The sequence below is a fragment of the Nonomuraea fastidiosa genome, assembly GCF_042751225.1.
GTDB lineage: Bacteria > Actinomycetota > Actinomycetes > Streptosporangiales > Streptosporangiaceae > Nonomuraea > Nonomuraea fastidiosa.
On record NZ_CP170570.1, the window covers coordinates 4,723,100 to 4,740,496 of the forward strand.

14 protein-coding genes and 1 pseudogene are annotated in these 17,397 nt (G+C 70.4%); 9 read left to right on the forward strand and 6 right to left on the reverse strand.

Annotation, left to right across the window (positions count from 1 at the left end):
• The first annotated feature begins 62 nt into the window (after positions 1-62).
• The 6 genes from ACFMQL_RS22030 to ACFMQL_RS22055 all read left to right on the forward strand — a co-directional run bounded on the left by ACFMQL_RS22030 (position 63) and on the right by ACFMQL_RS22055 (position 6,992).
• The gene (locus tag ACFMQL_RS22030; RefSeq protein WP_378786829.1) at positions 63-1,874 is read left to right on the forward strand and encodes a [protein-PII] uridylyltransferase; all 1,812 of its coding nucleotides are present in this window, start codon (positions 63-65) and stop codon (positions 1,872-1,874) included.
• Positions 1,875-2,071: 197 nt separating this feature from the next.
• Positions 2,072-2,287: an ACT domain-containing protein gene (locus ACFMQL_RS22035; RefSeq protein ID WP_378790192.1), complete on the forward strand. Its 216-nt coding sequence runs from the start codon at positions 2,072-2,074 to the stop codon at positions 2,285-2,287.
• A 133-nt stretch (positions 2,288-2,420) separates the two neighbouring features.
• Entirely contained in the window at positions 2,421-5,597 is a 3,177-nt protein-coding gene (locus ACFMQL_RS22040) for a nitrate- and nitrite sensing domain-containing protein (protein WP_364061254.1), read from the forward strand.
• Between the two features lie 21 nt (positions 5,598-5,618).
• Positions 5,619-6,041, forward strand: a complete 423-nt coding sequence (locus ACFMQL_RS22045) for a roadblock/LC7 domain-containing protein (protein WP_364061257.1) — start codon at positions 5,619-5,621, stop codon at positions 6,039-6,041.
• A 26-nt stretch (positions 6,042-6,067) separates the two neighbouring features.
• Positions 6,068-6,430, forward strand: a complete 363-nt coding sequence (locus tag ACFMQL_RS22050; RefSeq protein WP_364061259.1) for a DUF742 domain-containing protein — start codon at positions 6,068-6,070, stop codon at positions 6,428-6,430.
• The gene (locus tag ACFMQL_RS22055; RefSeq protein WP_364061262.1) at positions 6,411-6,992 is read left to right on the forward strand and encodes an ATP/GTP-binding protein; all 582 of its coding nucleotides are present in this window, start codon (positions 6,411-6,413) and stop codon (positions 6,990-6,992) included. Before ACFMQL_RS22050 ends, ACFMQL_RS22055 begins: the two co-directional genes overlap by 20 nt.
• 6 nt (positions 6,993-6,998) lie before the next feature.
• Here the strand turns inward: ACFMQL_RS22055 and ACFMQL_RS22060 are convergent, their stop codons facing one another.
• Complete coding sequence (locus ACFMQL_RS22060) at positions 6,999-7,778, reverse strand: TetR/AcrR family transcriptional regulator (protein WP_364061265.1); 780 nt, start codon at positions 7,776-7,778, stop codon at positions 6,999-7,001.
• Between the two features lie 78 nt (positions 7,779-7,856).
• On the opposite strand from ACFMQL_RS22060, the gene ACFMQL_RS22065 reads away from it, so the two are divergent.
• The gene (locus tag ACFMQL_RS22065; protein WP_364061268.1) at positions 7,857-8,789 is read left to right on the forward strand and encodes an ATP-binding cassette domain-containing protein; all 933 of its coding nucleotides are present in this window, start codon (positions 7,857-7,859) and stop codon (positions 8,787-8,789) included.
• Positions 8,786-9,580: an ABC transporter permease gene (locus tag ACFMQL_RS22070; RefSeq protein ID WP_364061271.1), complete on the forward strand. Its 795-nt coding sequence runs from the start codon at positions 8,786-8,788 to the stop codon at positions 9,578-9,580. The genes ACFMQL_RS22065 and ACFMQL_RS22070 overlap by 4 nt, the downstream gene beginning before the upstream one ends.
• An 8-nt stretch (positions 9,581-9,588) precedes the next feature.
• Here the strand turns inward: ACFMQL_RS22070 and betA are convergent, their stop codons facing one another.
• The 5 genes from betA to ACFMQL_RS22095 all read right to left on the reverse strand — a co-directional run bounded on the left by betA (position 9,589) and on the right by ACFMQL_RS22095 (position 16,120).
• Positions 9,589-11,214: a choline dehydrogenase gene (gene betA / locus ACFMQL_RS22075; protein ID WP_364061274.1), complete on the reverse strand. Its 1,626-nt coding sequence runs from the start codon at positions 11,212-11,214 to the stop codon at positions 9,589-9,591.
• A complete protein-coding gene (locus ACFMQL_RS22080) occupies positions 11,211-12,149 on the reverse strand; it encodes an ABC transporter substrate-binding protein (RefSeq protein ID WP_378786831.1) in 939 nt (312 codons plus the stop codon). Before ACFMQL_RS22080 ends, betA begins: the two co-directional genes overlap by 4 nt.
• A gap of 67 nt (positions 12,150-12,216) precedes the next feature.
• Positions 12,217-13,182: an ABC transporter substrate-binding protein gene (locus tag ACFMQL_RS22085; protein WP_378786833.1), complete on the reverse strand. Its 966-nt coding sequence runs from the start codon at positions 13,180-13,182 to the stop codon at positions 12,217-12,219.
• Positions 13,179-15,095, reverse strand: a complete 1,917-nt coding sequence (locus tag ACFMQL_RS22090) for an ABC transporter permease (RefSeq protein WP_378786834.1) — start codon at positions 15,093-15,095, stop codon at positions 13,179-13,181. The genes ACFMQL_RS22085 and ACFMQL_RS22090 overlap by 4 nt, the downstream gene beginning before the upstream one ends.
• Positions 15,092-16,120: a glycine betaine/L-proline ABC transporter ATP-binding protein gene (locus ACFMQL_RS22095; RefSeq protein WP_378790193.1), complete on the reverse strand. Its 1,029-nt coding sequence runs from the start codon at positions 16,118-16,120 to the stop codon at positions 15,092-15,094. Before ACFMQL_RS22095 ends, ACFMQL_RS22090 begins: the two co-directional genes overlap by 4 nt.
• Positions 16,121-16,614: 494 nt before the next feature.
• Here ACFMQL_RS22095 and ACFMQL_RS22100 point away from each other — a divergent pair.
• A pseudogene (locus ACFMQL_RS22100) lies at positions 16,615-17,373 on the forward strand (nitrate- and nitrite sensing domain-containing protein); the annotation flags it as partial.
• Positions 17,374-17,397: the final 24 nt, after the last annotated feature.

Genomic DNA, 17,397 nt, shown 5'->3' on the forward strand with positions numbered 1-17,397 from the left:
ATGGACCCGAGGCGAAGCCTGGACAACGGCGTCCGGGCGGAGCTCGGCAAGGGGGCGCAGTAGTGAGGGGAGAGGCCCGTTCGTTCGCCGCGGCCCGCAAGGAGCGGACCGCGGACACCGATCGCTGGCTCAAGGATCTCTTCCGCACGGCGACCGACGGCGACCACGTCTCACTGGTCGCCGTCGGGAGTTTGGGAAGGGGTGAGCCGGCACCGGGCAGCGACCTCGACCTGGTGCTGCTCCACAACGGCCGGGCCGACGTGGCCAGGATCGCCGACCGGATCTGGTACCCGATCTGGGACGCGGCGATCGGCCTCGACCACTCCGTACGCACGGTGGAAGAGGCGGTCTCGGTGGCCCGGCAGGATCTCAAGGCCGTGCTCGGCCTGATCCAGGCCAGGCACGTGGCAGGCGACCCCGACCTGACCAGGAAGGCCAGGGAGGCGGTGCTGGCCGAATGGCGGGCCGACTCGCGGCGCCGGCTGGGCGAGCTGCGGGAGGCCGCCGATCAGCGGGCTCAGGTGAGCGGGGAGCTGGCGTTCCTGCTGGAGCCCGATCTCAAGGACGGACGCGGCGGGCTGCGCGACGTCCAGGCCATGCAGGCGGTGGCCGCCGCCTGGGTCGCCTCGGCGCCGGGGCCGCGGGCCCGCGAGGCGTACGAGTTCATCCTCGACGTGCGGCACGCGCTGCACGTCGTCACCGGACGCGGCACCGACCGGCTGGTCCTCCAGGAGCAGGACGCGGTGGCCGGGGTGCTCGGCCTCCTCGACGCCGAGGCGCTGATGCGCCGGCTGGCCGAGGCGGGCCGCACGATCTCACATGCTTTCGACGCCACCTGGCGCACGGTCGACAGGCTCGTGTCGGGGCCCGCTCCACGCGGGCGCCGCCCGCTGGCGGACGGCGTGGTGGAGCACGGGGGCGAGGTGGTGCTCGCCAGGGGTGTCGATCCGCGCAAGGACCCGGTGCTGGTGCTGCGTGCCGCGGCGGCCGCGGCGGACTCCGGGCTGCCGCTCGCACCGGCCACGGTGTCCGTGCTCGCGGCTCAGTCGCCGCCGATGCCGGTGCCCTGGCCCGAGGAGGCCCGTGACGCCCTGGTGTCGATTCTCGGCGCGGGCCGCGCCGCCGTACCCGTCTGGGAGGAGCTGGACCAGGCGGGAATTCTCGTCAAACTTCTTCCCGACTGGGAACGGGTGCGCCACCGCCCCCAGCGCAACCCGATCCACCGGTTCACGGTCGACCGCCACCTGATCGAGGCCGCCGCCAACGCCGCCAGCCACACCCGCGAGGTCTCGCGGCCCGACCTGCTGCTGATCGCCGCGCTCCTGCACGACGTGGGCAAGGGCTGGCCGGGCGACCACTCGGCGACCGGCGAGGTGGTGGTCCGCGACATCGGCACCCGCATCGGGCTGCCGCCGGCCGACGTCGAGACGCTCGCCACCGTCGTACGCCACCACTTGCTGCTGCCCGAGACGGCCACCCGCAGGGACCTCGACGACCCCGTCACGATCGAGAAGGTCGCGGCCACGGTCGGCTCGCGCGAGGTGCTCGACCTGCTGGCCGCGCTGGCGGTGGCCGACGGCATCGCGACGGGCCCGGCCGCATGGAACTCGTGGAAGGCCGGCCTGGTGGCCGACCTGGTGCGCCGGGTCCGCTCGGTGCTGGCCGGCTCGCCCCGCCCAAGCCGCCGACGCTCTCGCCCGAGCAGGCCGCGCTGGCCCGCCACGGCGGTGGAGCGGTCCGCGTGGTCGGGGGAGCGGTCACGGTCGTCGCGCCCGACCGGGTGGGGCTGCTGTGGAGCGCCGCGGGCGTGCTGTCGGCCCACCGGCTCGTGGTGCGCTCGGCCTCGTCCGCGTCCGCCGGCTCCACGGCGGTGATCGAGTTCTCCGTCGTCCCCGAGTACGGCTCCCCGCCGGACCCCGCGGCGCTGGAGTCCGACCTCCGTCTCGTCCTTGCTGGACGTCTTGACATCGAGCAACGTCTGGCCCGCCGCGCGAGGGGTGTCAGGCCGCCTCGCGTGCCGGTCGCTCCACCCCGTGTGACCTTGGTCGATGATGCCTCCGCCACCGCCACCGTGGTCGAAGTCAGGGCCCATGACAGGCCGGGGCTCCTGTGGCGTATTGGACGTGCGTTCGGCGAGTGCGGTCTTGACGTGAGGGCCGCTCGCGTGGAGACTCTCGGCGCGGAGGCGGTGGACGTCTTCTACGTTGTGGACCGCGCCGGTCGCCCCCTCAGCGACGAGGCGCAACGGGCCCAAGTCCGCGATCAAGTCCTTGCCGCACTGCGATGACCAGGAGCACACGACAACCGGCTACGTTTGTAACGATTGTGTCCGATATGCCTGTTAAGTCAGATGCTGCGGATACCTTGTGGACGGTCTGAAGACCCGTTGCGGACGGGACGATTGAGGGGTAGCGGGAGCGGTGACTACGGGGAATTCGGGCAACGGCACCACCGTGCGGCCGAGCCGTGCCGGCTGGCTACGGCGCTTCGGCCTGCGAAACTGGCGGGTGAGATGGCGGCTCACCGCCCTCATCCTGGTGCCGACCATCGCCGCCGTCGTGCTCGGGGGAGCACGCGTGGTCAGCTCGATCCAGAGCATCGCCGCCTATGACCGCACCGCCACCGCGGCCGAGCAGGCGGGACGCATCCGCGACCTGGTGCAGGCGCTCGGCCTGGAGCGCGACACAGGCGGCTGGATCGGCGCCAGCAGGGCCATGCGCAAGAAGCTCGCCAAACCGCTCGCGCAGCGCAAGGCGGCCGTGGACACGCTGGTCAAGGCCGTGCGCGCCGACCTCGACACCATGGACGCGTCCTATGGTCCCCGTGTGGTCAAGGCAGCGGAGCAGGCGAGGTACGACCTCAGCCGGCTCCCCAAGATCAGGACCGAAGGACAGACTAACACGATCCGTTACGACTTCCTCACCGATACTCTGATCAAGCTGCACGACGAGCTGGCCCTGATGTCGGACGACTCGCAGATCGTCGGCCAGTTCCGCGGCCTGAGCGCGCTCGTCGCGGCCAAGGAGGAGATCTCCCGCCAGCGCGTCCAGCTCCTGCAGGCGTCCTACGACGCCGACAGCGTGGACGCCAAGGAGGTCGAGCAGTTCATCGCCTCCAACGCCCGGCTGCAGAGCGACATCGCCACCGTGGGCGCCGAGGCCGGCGTCGACGTCGGCCTGGAGCTGTCCAAGACGCTGGCGTCCCAGCCCGAGTACGTGAACATCCAGCTCACCAAGTCCCGGGCGATCGCCCTGGTCAGCGGCAAGGAGCCGGGCGCCCGCATCGTCGACAACCTGATCTCGGCCAGGGCCGAGCGCGAGGACTGGTTCAACAACAACACCGTCGCCGTCGACCTGCTGCACAACGTCGAGAAGGGCCTGGCGGAGCGGGTGAACCTGCGCAGCCAGGAGCTGCGCTCGACCGAGATCCGCAACGCGATCACCGGCGGGATCCTCGTGCTCGCGCTGCTGCTGGTCGTGCTGCTGCTCACGGTGGCCATCGCCCGCTCGATGGTCGTCCCGCTGCGGCGGCTGCGCACCGAGGCGCTGGAGGTGGCCGGCTTCCGGCTGCCCGACGTGGTGCGCCAGCTCCGCGTCAGCGGCGACCCGGCGTCCGTGCGCGAGGTGCAGCCCATCGCGGTCGACGGCAACGACGAGATCGGCGAGGTGGCCAGGGCCTTCGACCAGGTGCACCGGCAGGCCGTGCGCCTGGCGGGCGAGGAGGCCGAGCTGCGCAGCAACATCAGCGCGATGTTCGTCAACCTCTCCCGCCGCACGCAGACGCTGGTCGAGCGGCAGATCTCGCTCATCGACGGCCTGGAGAAGGGCGAGCAGGACGGCGGCCGGCTGGCCGACCTGTTCAAGCTCGACCACCTGGCCACCCGCATGCGCCGCAACTCCGAGAACCTCCTGGTCCTCGCCGGCCACGAGGCCACCCGCCGGCGCAGCCAGCCGGCCAAGCTGATCGACGTCGTACGCGCCGCCCTGTCGGAGGTCGAGGGCTACGAGCGCGTCCAGGTGCGGGTGCACCGCGGCACGTCCGTGCTCGGCAGCTGCGCCAACGACCTCGTCCACCTGGTGGCCGAGCTGGTCGAGAACGCCATCCAGTTCTCCCCGAGCAACTCCCAGGTCACCGTCACCAGCAGCCTCATCGAGGGCGGCGGCGCGCTGCTGTCGGTCACCGACAACGGCATCAGCATGACCGACGAGGAGCTGGCCGAGGCCAACCACCGCCTGGCCGAGCCGCCGGTCGTGGACGTGTCGGTCTCCCGGCGCATGGGCCTGTTCGTGGTCGGCCGCCTGGCGCTGCGCCACGGCATCCGGGTGCAGCTGCGCAAGGGCGAGGAGGGCGGCCTGATCGCCATGGTGCTGCTGCCGCCGACGCTGATCGCCGACGGCTCCCAGCAGCCGCTGCCGCAGCGGCCCGCGTTCGGCGGCGGCACGGTGCCGTCGCAGGCGGGCGCGCTCTCGCCGAACGGCGCGTTCCGGTCGTTCGGCAGCTTCGACTCCTTCGACGCCGCGCCGCCCAGGGCGGGCGCGCTGGACAACGGCTTCGGTCCCGGGCACCCGTCCTTCGACACGGGTCCGGCCAGGCCGGGCGGCCCGTCGACCTTCGACAGCGTCGGGCGGGGTCCTTCCACGTTCGACAGCGGTCCCGTCAGGCAGGGGCCGCCGTCCTTCGACACCCCCGCGCGCCAGGGCCCGGCCTCGCTCGACGGCGGTCCGGTCCGGCCGGTGCAGGGGCCGGTCAACGGCGGCGCCCGTCCCGGGCCCGGCGGCCTGCCGCGGCGGACGCCCGGTTCGTTCGAGGGCGCGCCGGGTCAGGGGCCGAGGTCGCTCGACGGCGCGCCGCAGGGCCAGGGCAACGGAGCCCAGGCGGGGCCCCAGCACACCGGGCAGCAGCACGCGGGGCCGCGCGCGTTCGACGGCGGGCCCGAGACGCCCAGGCCGTCGTACGGATCGTTCCCCTCGGACCCGGGCCGCGCCGGGGTCAACGGCTTCACCGCCGACACCGACGGCGGCACCTTCCGCGGGCGGCCGGGGACGTACGACTCCGGTTCCTACCCCTCCTACCCCAGCGCCCCCGCCGGCGCATCTGGTAATGGCGCGTTCCAGAATCCGCCTGCGGGCTCCTACTCGACCAACGACGTGCGCACGCCGGACCCGGCCCCGTCGGCGGACACCCCCGCTGAGCAGGAACAAGAGGACTATCTGCCGATTTTCGCGGCGGTGGAGTCCGCCTGGTTCCGCCGGCCGCCCGCAGAAGCGGCGCAGGGCCAGGGAGAGTCCACGGGCGCGCACGCCGTACCCTCAGGGGAGGAAGCGTGGCGGACGGCCGCGGACGCCGGCTGGCAAGCGGCGAAAGCGGCCGCCGAGCCGAGCCTCGGCGGCATCACCGCCGCCGGGCTCCCCAAGCGCACCCCGAAGGCCAACCTGGTGCCGGGCACCGCGAGCCAGCCCGCGCAGGCGCAGCAGCGGCAGGCACCACCGCCGCCGCCGGTCTCCGCGGACCGGATGCGCAGCAGGATGGCCAGCTTCCAGCAGGGTGTGCGCAGGGGGCGCCAGGAGATTCGTGGACAGGAGAACAAGAGTGAGTAAGCGTCCCGCCGGGGAGGATGCGTGACAACCCTTAGTCATGAGGCCAACAAGTTCGACTGGCTGATCACTGACTTCGTCCGTAACACGCCCGGAGTCGCCCACGCCGTCGTCGTCTCGGCCGACGGGCTCTGCCTGGCCGCGTCCGAGGGGTTCCCGCCGGACCGCGCCGACCAGCTCGCCGCGGTGGCCGCCGGTCTGCTGAGCCTGACGGTGGGCGCCTCGCGGGTGTTCGAGGGCGGGGCGGTCACGCAGACCGTGGTCGAGATGCAGCGCGGTCTGCTGCTGGTCATGGCCATCAGCGACGGGTCCGTGCTCACGGTCCTGGCGGGTCCGGATTGTGACATGGGACTCGTGGCGTACCAGATGACGTTGCTGGTAGACAGGGCAGGACAGGTGCTGACTCCGGCCCTGCGCGCGGAGCTTCAGGCCGCCAGGACCCGGTGATGTGATGGAACTGATGGGAGCGGGCCGTGTACGGCACTGACGGGATCGGGGAAGAGGAGCCCCTGTTCCGTCCTTACGCGGTGACGGGTGGCAGGGCTGAGCCGCGCTACCACCTCGCGATGGAGACGTTGATCTCGTCGATGCCGATTCCGGACGAAGAGATGGCGCTGCTCACCCCCGAGCAGGAGGCCATCATGCAGCTGTGCAGGACGTTCCGGTCGGTAGCCGAGATCTCGGCCCTGCTCCGCGTCCCGCTGGGCGTGGCCAGGGTGCTCGTGGCGGACATGTCCGACGAAGGGCTTGTCCGCCTGCACCAGCCACGCCTCAGCGAGGGCCAGCCGGACCTCAACATGCTCGAAAGGGTGCTCAGTGGACTACGCAGGCTCTAGCCCCGGCCTCACGTCGACGAAGATCGTCGTCGCCGGGGGTTTCGGCGTCGGTAAGACGACTTTCGTGGGGGCGGTGTCCGAGATCCTCCCGCTCACCACGGAAGCGGTGATGACCGACGCGTCCGCGGGCATCGACGACCTCGGGCTGACCCCTCACAAGCAGACCACGACCGTGGCGATGGACTTCGGCCGTCTGTCGCTCGACCGTGACCTGATCCTCTATCTGTTCGGCACGCCCGGACAGCACCGGTTCTGGTTCATGTGGGACGACCTGGTGCGCGGCGCGATCGGCGCCGTGGTGCTGCTCGACACGCGCCGCCTGGCCGACAGCTTCCCCGCCATCGACTACTTCGAAGAGGCCAAGCTGCCGTTCATCATCGGCATCAACGGCTGGGACGGCCAGTTCCCGCACTCCGACGAGGAGGTCAGGGAGGCGCTGGCGCTGTCGCCGCAGGTGCCGATCGTGCGCACCGACGCGCGTAACCGCGAGTCGGTCAAGGCGACGCTGATCTCGCTGGTCGAGCACGTCGTACGCCTGCGCGCCGCCCCCGCCGCCTACTGAGACGCCCTACCCGGCCGCTTCACCGGCGGCCCGCCGCCGCACCAGCGCCTCGATGCCGTCGAGCACGCGCTGCAGGCCGAACTCGAAGGCGTGGTCGGGGCTGTAGGCCGCGTTCTGCGCCTCGCCCGCCGCCTGCCCGACCCGGGCGGCGATGGGGAAGCGCTCGGGGTCGGCGATGCGGCTGAAGAACGGCGCGTGCGCGGCCCACCACTGCTCGTCGGTCAGCCCCGTCTTGCTCTCGGCCTGCGCGGCCTCCACGGCGCCCCTGGCGGTGCCGTGCACGAACCCGGTGATCAGCGTGAGCACCGCGTCCATCTCGACGTCGGTCAGGCCGATGCCCTCGATGGCGCTCAGCTCGTAGTCGTACTTGGCCGTGACGTTGGGGCCCAGCACCGGCCTGCTGACCGCCACCTGCAGCAGCCAGGGGTGGCGGAGGTACAGGGCCCAGTTCTCCCTGGCGATCTGCTCCAGCCTGCCCCGCCAGCCGCCCGGCACGTCGGCCGGTCTGGCGGTCTCGCCGTAGACCGTGTCGAGCATGAGGTCGAACAGCTCCGGCTTGCCCGGCACGTACGTGTAGAGGGACATCGTCCCGACGCCCAGCCGCTCGGCCACGCGCCGCATCGACAGCGCCTGGAGCCCTTCGGCGTCGGCCACTTCGATGGCGGCGCGCACGATCCTGCCGACGCTCAGCTCCGGCTTGCCCTTGCGGCCGGTGGGCTCGCTGGTGCGCCACAGCAGCGCGAGGCTGCGCGCGGGGTCGCCCTTGCCCGAGTACTCAACGCTCACCCTCCGAACGGTACACCGTACGGTTGCCCGCCTCTACCGTATTGTGTACGGTACAGCGTACGACAAGGAGGCGGTTCTGTGGCAGCGATATCGGTACGAGGGCTGCGCAAGACGTACGGCGGGAAAACGGCCCTGGACGGCATCGACCTCGACGTCGCCCCCGGCACGGTCTACGGCCTGCTGGGCCCCAACGGCGCGGGCAAGAGCACCACCGTGCGCATCCTCACCACGCTCCTGCGCCCCAGCGGCGGGCGCGCGGAGGTGGCGGGCTTCGACGTGCGCACCCAGCCCCGCCAGGTGCGCGGCAGGATCGGACTGGTCGGCCAGCACGCCGCGGTGGACGAGCTGCTCACCGGCCGGCAGAACCTGGAGATGTTCGGCCGCCTGCACCACCTCGGCGCGGCGGCGGCCCGCGCCAGAGCGGACGAGCTGCTCGAACGCTTCGGCATCGAGCACCCAGGACCGGCCGGGGAGTACTCCGGCGGTATGCGCAGGCGGCTCGACCTGGCCGCGAGCATGATCCTGTCACCGCCCGTGCTCTTCCTCGACGAGCCGACCACGGGGCTCGACCCGCGCAGCCGCACGGAGATCTGGCAGGCGGTGCGCGACCTGGTGGCGGGCGGCACGACCGTGCTGCTGACCACCCAATACCTGGAGGAGGCCGACCAGCTCGCCGACCGCATCGCGGTGATCGACACCGGCCGGGTCGTCGCAGAGGGCACCCCGGAGGCGCTGAAAGCGCGGCTGGGCGGCGATCGGCTCGACGTGGTCGTCCATGACCGGGAGCGGCTGCTCGAGGCGGCAGAGATCATCGAGCGGGTCGCCGGCGAACCCGCCGAGACCGACCCCGGCACCCGCCGCGTGAGCGCGCCCGTCGCCGAGCGGGTGCGCACGCTCGCCGAGGCGCTGAACGCGCTGTCCGCGGCCGGCATCGAGGCCGAGGACGTCGCCCTGCGCCGCCCCACGCTCGACGAGGTCTTCCTGCACATCACCGGAGGTGACCGCCGATGACGGCCACGACCCTGCGCTGGGCGATCGCGGACGGCTGGACGGTCGCCCGCCGCGACCTGATGCACTGGGCCAACCAGCCGATGACGATCGCGGCCGGCGTGATCTTCCCCATCGTCATCACGCTCGCCTTCGGCTACCTGTTCGGCGGCGCGGTCAAGGTGCCGGAAGGCGTGGACTACTTCGCCTTCCTCATGCCCGGCATGTACGGCATGACGATGCTCTTCGGTCTCAGCTCGACCATGATCGCGGTCTCCACGGACGCGGCCAAGGGCGTGACGGACCGGTTCCGTTCGCTGCCGATGGCGCCGTCCGCCGTGCTCACCGGCCGGGCCGTCGCCGACCTGCTGCACTCGGTGCTGATCCTGGCCGGGCTGCTGCTGTGCGGGCTGGCCGTCGGCTGGCGCCCCGCCACGCTCTCCGGCGCCGCGGCCGCGATCGGCCTGCTGCTGCTCCTGCGCTTCTCGCTGCTGTGGGCCGGCGTGTACGCAGGGCTGCGCACCAGGAACCCGGGCGCGGCGGTGACGATCCAGGCCATGGAGTTCCCCATCGGCTTCCTGTCCAACGCCTTCGTCGCCCCCGCCACCATGCCCGGCTGGCTCGGGGCCGTCGCCGAGTGGAACCCGCTGTCGGCGACGGTGGCGGCGGCCAGGGAGCTGTTCGGCGACCAGGGCTGGGGCGGCGACTCCTGGGTCGCCCAGCACGCCGTTCTGATGGCCGTCGCCTGGCCGGCCGCCATCACCGTCGTCTTCTTCGTCCTGTCCGTACGGCTCTTCCAGCGCCTCGACAGGTGAGGTCCCGCTCAGGAGGCGCGGTAGAACTCGACCGGCTCCGGCGGCAGCGGGGTGTTGCCCAGGATGAGGTCGGCGGACTTCTCGGCCAGCATCATCACGGGGGCGTAGATGTTGCCGTTGGTGACGTACGGCATGGCCGATGCGTCCACCACGCGCAGCCCGTCGAGGCCGTGCACGCGCATGGTGTCGGGGTCCACCACCGACATCTCGCCGGTGCCCATCTTGCAGGTGCACGACGGGTGCAGGGCCGTCTCGCCGTCCTTGGCGACCCAGTCGAGGATCTCCTCGTCGGTCTGCACCTGCGGGCCGGGGGAGATCTCGCCGCCGTCCAGGTCGGCCCAGGCGGGCTGCGACAGGATGTGCCTGGCGTGCCTGATCGCCTCCACCCACTCCCTGCGGTCCTGCTCGGTCGACAGGTAGTTGAAGCGCAGCGCGGGCTTGCGCCGGGGGTCGCCGGAGGTGATGCGGACCGAGCCGCGGGCGTCGGAGTACATCGGCCCGATGTGCACCTGGTAGCCGTGCCCGCTCGCCGGGGCCGAGCCATCGTAGCGGACGGCGATGGGCAGGAAGTGGAACATCAGGTTGGGGTAGGCCACGTCGTCGTTGGAGCGGATGAAGCCCCCGGCCTCGAAGTGGTTGGTGGCGCCGGGGCCGCCGCGCAGGAAGAGCCAGCTCGCGCCGATGAACGGCCGCCGCCACAGCGCCAGCGAGGGCTGCTGGGAGACCGGCTTGGTGCAGGCGTGCTGGACGTAGACCTCCAGGTGGTCCTGGAGGTTCTCGCCGACGCCCGGCAGGTCGTGCACGACCTTGACGCCGAGCGGTTCGAGCAGCGAGCGCGGCCCCACCCCGGACACCTGGAGGAGCTGCGGGGTGTTGATGGCGCCGCCGCAGAGGATGACCTCCCCGGCCTCGATGCGCTCGCCGTTGCACATGACGCCGGTCGCGCGCGTGCCGTCGAAGAGCACCTTCTCCACGAAGGCGCGGGTCCTGACGGTCAGGTTCCTGCGCTTGCGCACGGGGTGCAGGTACGCGCGGGCGGCGCTGAGCCTCCGGCCGCGGTGGATGGTGCGGTCGAAGGCGGCGAAGCCCTCCTGGCGGTAGCCGTTGACGTCGTCGGTCAGCCGGTGCCCCGCCTGCTGCACGGCCTCGAAGAACGCCTCGAACAGCGGGCCGCGCGCCGGTCCGCGTTCGAGCTTGAGCGGCCCGCTGTCGCCGCGGAAGTCGCTGCCCGGGTCGGCCAGGCAGTTCTCCATGCGCTTGAAGTACGGCAGGCAGTGAGCGTAGTCCCAGCTCTTCATGCCGGGATCGGAGGCCCAGCGCTCGTAGTCGAGCGGGTTGCCGCGCTGGAAGATCATGCCGTTGATGCTGCTGGAGCCGCCCAGCACCTTGCCGCGGGCGTGGTAGATGCGCCGGCCGTTCATGTACGGCTCCGGCTCGGACTCGTACTGCCAGTCGTAGAAGCGGTTGCCGATGGGGAACATCAGGGCGGCCGGCATGTGGATGAAGACGTCCCACAGGTAGTCGGGCCGCCCGGCCTCCAGCACCAGTACCGAGGTCGAGGGGTCGGCGCTGAGCCGGTTGGCCAGGGCGCATCCGGCCGAGCCGCCGCCCACGATGACGAAGTCGAACCTCAACGGGGGATCCAGTCCTTCCACACGATCTTGTTCTCTCGCACCCACCGCTCGGCGGCCTCTTCTGCGGACATCCGCTCGTTGATCATGTAGCTCGCCACGGCGTTCTGGTCGTCGTTGGTCCAGGTGAAGTTGCGGACCAGCTCATACGCCTGCCCGCCCGTCTCGGCGAACCGCCGGCTGACGATCTTGTCGAGCAGGTACGGCGGGTAGTCGCAGGCGACCTTCGCCGGGTCGCTGTCACAGCCCACCGCGTACGGCGGCAGCGCGACCTTGACGAGTTTGATCTTGCTGAAGAGCCATTGCGGTTCGTAGAAATACATCAGCAGCGGCGTCCGATTCTTCGTCGCCGCTTGGGCCGCTTTGATGAGCGCGGCCTCGCTGCCGGAGTAGACGACCTTGTAATTGAGCCCGAGGTTCTTGACGAGAGCCTCGTCGTTGGTGACGAATGTCGGATCCCCGTCAAGCACCTGTCCGGCATTTCCGGTTTTTTCGGTCCGGAAGAGATGTGCGTACTTATTGAGGTTTCGGTAGTCCGTAATGTCGGGATACTTCTTGGCCATCCACTCGGGCACGTACCACCCGATGACGCCTTTGTTGCCCGTCAGCCCCGCCGACAGCGCGACCTTCTTCTCCTCGATGTACTCCTTCTTCAGGTCGTTGTGACCCCAGCTTTCCACGATCACATCGACCTTGCCCGACTCGAAATCCCGCCAGGACTGGTCCTCTTTCGCGGGCCGCTTGTTCACCTGGTAGCCCAGCTCGTGTTCGAGCAGGTACGCCAGCACGGCGGCCTGGGCCTCGTACCCCACCCAGCCGTGGATGTCGATGTTCACGGTCCCCTTGGCCTTCGCCGTGGTCTCGGGCTCGCCGCCGGAGCAGGCGGCGAGCAGCAGGAGCGCGGCGAGCGGGCCGGCCAGCGTCTTCATTCGGATCATGAGAGGTCTCCGGTGACCGCGCACCCGCCGGAGGACGGGCGCGCGGTCATGGGGGTTCAGGACGGGGTCACTGGGGGATCCAGGCCTGCCACTTGTCCGGGTTGGCCTCGATCCACTTCTTGGCGGCCTCCTCCCCGGTCATGCCGCCGTTGGTCATGTCGTCGGCCACGGCGTTCTGGTCCTCGTTGGTCCAGTGGAAGTTCTTGATCAGCTCGTACGCCTTGCCGCCGGTCTGCGCGAACTTCGTGCTGACGATCTTGTCGAGGTCCATCTCCGGGTAGTCGCAGGCCACCTTCTTCGGGTCGGCGTCGCAGCCCTCGGTGTACGGAGGCAGCTTCACGCGCACCAGCTCGGTCTTGCTGAACAGCCAGTGCGGGTCCCAGAAGTAGAACAGCAGCGGCTTCTTCTGCTCCTGCGCCTGCTGGGCGCTCTTGATCAGGGCCGCCTCGCTGCCGCCGACCACGACCTTGTAGTTGAGCTTGAGGTTCTTGATCAGGGCCTCCTCGTTGCTGACGTACGAGGGGTCGCCGAACAGCAGCTGGCCCTTGCCGCCCGACTCGGAGGTCTTGAACAGGTCGGCGTACTTGTTGAGGTTCTTGTAGTCGGTGATGTCGGGGTACTTGTCGGCCATCCACTTGGGGATGTACCAGCCGATGACGCCCTTGTTGCCGGTGGAGCCGGCCTCCTGGGCGACCTTCTTCTCCTCGATGAACTGTTTCTTCAGGTCGGGGTGGCCCCAGTTCTCGATGATGACGTCCACATCGCCGGTCTCGAAGCCCTCCCAGGCGAGCTGCTCCTTGATCTCCGGCAGCTCCACGTCGTAGTTGAGCTCGTGCTTGAGCAGGTACGCCACGACGTTGGCGCTGGCCTCGTACCCGACCCAGGGATTGATGGCGATCTTCACGGTCCCGGCGGACCCGGCGGAGGAACCGGACGCGGGCGCCGAGGAGCTGGGTGAGGTCTCCACGGTCGCCCCGCCGCAACCGGCGACGAGCCCTAAGGTGAGCAGGCCTGCGAGCAGGCGAATCTTCATGTGAACTTCCTCTTTCGGGGGGACGGGCGCCTGGTGTCGGCGCCCTGCGTGATGCGGTCGAGCATGACGCCGAGGAGCACGGTGGCGACGCCGGCCACGAAGCCCATGCCGAAGTCGGGCCGCTGGGAGAATCCGGCGACCACGTCGTAGCCGAGGGCTCCGGCCCCGACCAGGCCGCCCACGACGACCATGGCGAGGGTCAGCACGATGCCCTGGTTGGCGGCGAGCAGGATGGCCCGCCTGGCCATCGGGAGCTGCACCTTCCACAGCAGCTGCCCCGAGGTGGAGCCGGCCGAGGTGGCGGCCTCGACGGCGGTGGCGGGCACGTTCTTGATGCCGTCTTCGACCAGGCGCACCACCGGCGGCACCGCGTAGATGATGGAAGCGAAGATCGCGGTGAACCTGGTGGTGCCGAAGAGCGCGAGCGCCGGCAGCAGGTACACGAACGCGGGCATGGTCTGCGCGGCGTCGAGCAGCGGGCGCTGGACGGCCGAATAACGCGGCGAGCGGGCCGCCGCCACGCCCAGCACCAGGCCGATGAGCAGCGTCACCAGCACCGCGACGGCGACCGTGGTCATCGTCTGCATGGCGTGCTCCCACACGCCGAGCAGCGCGATGCCGAGCAGGCAGGCCAGCGCCACCAGCGCGGGACGCGGGCCGCTCACCCGCCAGGCCAGGCCCAGCACCGCGAGCGCGACCAGCCACCACGGGGCGCTGGTCAGCAGTGACTCCAGCGGGTTGAGCAGCGCGTGCGAGGTGACGTCCTTGATGAACGTGGTGACCGGGTACCAGCTCGTCTCGGCCCAGCGCACGGCCGCGTTGACCTCGGCGACGACGTCGATCGTGAGGCTCTCCGGCCAGACGGGCGGCAGCACGGGGATGAGCGCGAGCCCGGCGGCGCCCAGCACCCCCGCGCCGATGAGGCCGGTCCTGCCGATCCTGGCGTGGGCGTCGCGGCGGGCGACCGCCATCATCATCCGGTCCAGCACCACCGCCATGACCACGATGGCCACGCCGGCCGGGAGCATGATGCCGACCTGCGCCCGCGACAGGCCGCGGATGATGTCGCCGCCCAGGCCGGGGGCCGAGATCAGGTTGGCGATGACCACCATTGACAGCGCCATCATGATGGTCTGGTTGACGCCCAGTGCCATCGTCGACCTGGCCAGCGGCAGGTAGACCTTGAACAGCGTCTGCCACCTGGTCGCGCCCAGCGAGGTGGACGCCTCCACCGCCGTGGGGGAGACCGACGAGATCGCCAGTGCGGTGATGCGGATGGCGGGCGGGATCGCGTAGATCATGGTGGCGATGGCCCCGGCAGGCGCGCCGATGTGGAAGAACAGCGCAAGCGGCGCGAGATAGGCGAACGTCGGCATGATCTGCATGACGTCGAGCACGGGCGTGATCGCCCGCCGCGTGCGCGCCGACAGCCCCGCCCACACGCCCACCGGCACGCCGATCGCCAGCGACAGCAGCACCGCCACCCCGACCAGGGCCAGCGTGTCCACGCTCGACTCCCACAGGCCCAGCACCCCGAACGCGCTCACGCCGCCGACCGCGAGCAGCGCGATCCGCCAGCCGCCCGCCAGCCAGGCCAGCGCGCCCATGACGCCGGTGATGCCGGGCCAGCCGAGCGCGTACAGGACGGTCTGGAAGAGCGTGTAGAGCTGGCCGACGAAGAGCCGGATGTAGTTGAGGAAGTACAGAAAGAGCGGGTTCTCGTTGCGGTGGTCGTCGATCCACTCGCGCAGCTCGGTGACGGCGAGGAACTGCGGCGCCTCCTTGTCGTGCGGCAGCGTCCCCGTGCCGCGGAAGACCAGGTACGCCGCCACGAACAGCACCGCCGCCCCCGTGGGGGCCGCCCACCTCGGCAGCCCGGGCCTGGAGGGCGTGGCGACGGCCGTGCTGCTCATGCCGTCGCCTTCACGGCCGTCTCCTGGCCGGCCAGGAAGGCCAGTATGTCGTCCCGGTCCACCACGCCTGCGAGCTCGTCGCCGTCCACGACCCTGATCGGCAGCGACGAGCCGGAGGCGACGGCGATGGCGTCCTTGATGACGGTGGTGACGGGCAGCTCGGGACCGTCCAGCGGGTCGCCGGGCGCGGGGTCGCGGCAGATCCAGCGCAGCGTCAGCACGTGGCTGCGCGGCACGTCGCGGACGAAGTCGGCCACGTAGTCGTCGGCCGGCGCGCCCACGAGCTCCTCGGCCGTGCCGAGCTGCACGATCGAGCCCGCCCGCATGATCGCGATGCGCTCGCCCAGCTTCAGCGCCTCCGACAGGTCGTGCGTGATGAAGACCATCGTCTTGCCGACCTCGCGGTGCAGCCTGATCACCTCGGCCTGCATGTCGCGCCTGATCAGCGGGTCGAGCGCGCTGAACGGCTCGTCGAACAGCATCACCTGGGGCTCGACGGCCAGCGCCCTGGCCAGCCCGACGCGCTGCTGCATGCCGCCGGAGAGCTGGTCGGGGTAGGAGTCGGCGTAGCCGTCGAGGCCGACGAGCGAGAGGATCTCGGCCGCTCGCTGGTGCCTGGCCGCCTTGGGCGTGCCCTGGATCTCCAGCCCGTACGCCACGTTGTCGATGACCCTGCGGTGCGGCAGCAGGCCGAAATGCTGGAAGACCATGCTCACCTGGTGGCGGCGGATCTCGCGCAATCGGGCGGGGGAGGCGGCACCGATGTCCTCGCCGGCGATCGTCACCTGGCCGGCGGTGGGTTCGATGAGCCTGGTCAGGCAGCGTACGAGGGTGGATTTCCCGCTGCCCGACAGGCCCATGACGACGAACACCTCGCCGGGGCGCACCTCGAAGCTCACATCGCGTACGGCGGCGGTGCAGCCGGTCTTCTCCCTCAGCGCGGACGGTTCCAAATGCCGATCATCGCTGTTCAGCACCTTGTGCGCCTTCGGTCCGAAGATCTTCCAAAGGCCTGCAACGGTGATTGCCGCGTTGCCGGGAGAATCTCCCACCTGCGCCTCCTCGATTGACGTCGATCAACATATGTGGTGAATAGCCCGTTTCTCAATGGCGTGACCTTCCGGAGATCGGGGTGCGCCGGTGGTGTTACGCGATTGGAACGAGCGAATCGCCCATATGTGGACATTGTCATTGTTAAAGGTTAATTTCGTGCTGCGGCAGCTTCGCGCATGGAGCACCAGGTTCTAACCTCATATGTCACGTGAACCAACATTTGTCGCGTTATGTTTGCTTGGCCACAAGCCATGTGATGTGTTCCAATAACCCGGCACTTGCTGATTTCCTCCGGGCACACGGCCCGATATAGGCCGATTCGGACGAGGTGCGTTCGGTGACAACACAGGTGGGCGTCAAGCAGGCCACTGAGGGCTGGCGGCTGCGCAACTGGCGGGTCCGCGCCCGGCTCGTGGCGCTCATTTTGGTGCCCACCGCGGCCGCCGTTCTGCTCGGCGGCATCCAGGTGCTCAACTCGGCCGCCGCCGCCTCCGACTACGCGCGGACGAACCAGTTCGCCCGGCTCTCGGCCGAGCTCGGCGAGTTCACCCACCTCGTCTCCGCCGAGCGCGCCAGAACCGCCTGGTACATCGCCCGCAACCGGCCCGCCGACGCCTTCGCCGAGGTGCAGTCCCACATGGCGCAGGTGGACCTGTCCGCCAAGCAGGTGCGCGCCATCGCCCAGGAGCTGCTGCCCGACTCCACCGGACGCACCGCCGACCAGCTGGAGAACCTGCTCAACCGGCTCAACGACCTCACCTCGCTGCGCCGCCAGGCCCTGGACGCCAACCTGCTGCCCGGCCCGGCCGTCGAGCTCTACACGGTGATCGTGGGCGGCCTGCTGTCGGTGCACAACGAGCTGGTCAAGGGCAGCGTGGACGACGAGCTGTTCCGCCAGACCCGCATGCTCGACGGGCTGGCCAGGGCCAAGGAGAGCGTGTCGTACCAGCAGGCCCTCATCATCGTGGCGCTGGTCGAGGGCTCGTTCGAGCCCGAGCCGCTCAAGCGGCTGCTCGGCGAGCAGTCCAGGGAGGCGGGCGAGCGCAAGGACTTCGCCGCCGAGGCCACCGCGGAGGAGCGCCGCTTCTTCGACGAGACCGTCAACGGCCGCTCCGCCGACCGCATGCTCTTCCTGCGCGAGCTGGTACTCATCAGGGCCACCACCGGGCTGCCGCTGCGCGGGCTCGACCTGACCAAGAAGGACGACGCCAGGGAGTGGTTCGAGGCGTCGAGCGTGGTACTCGACTCC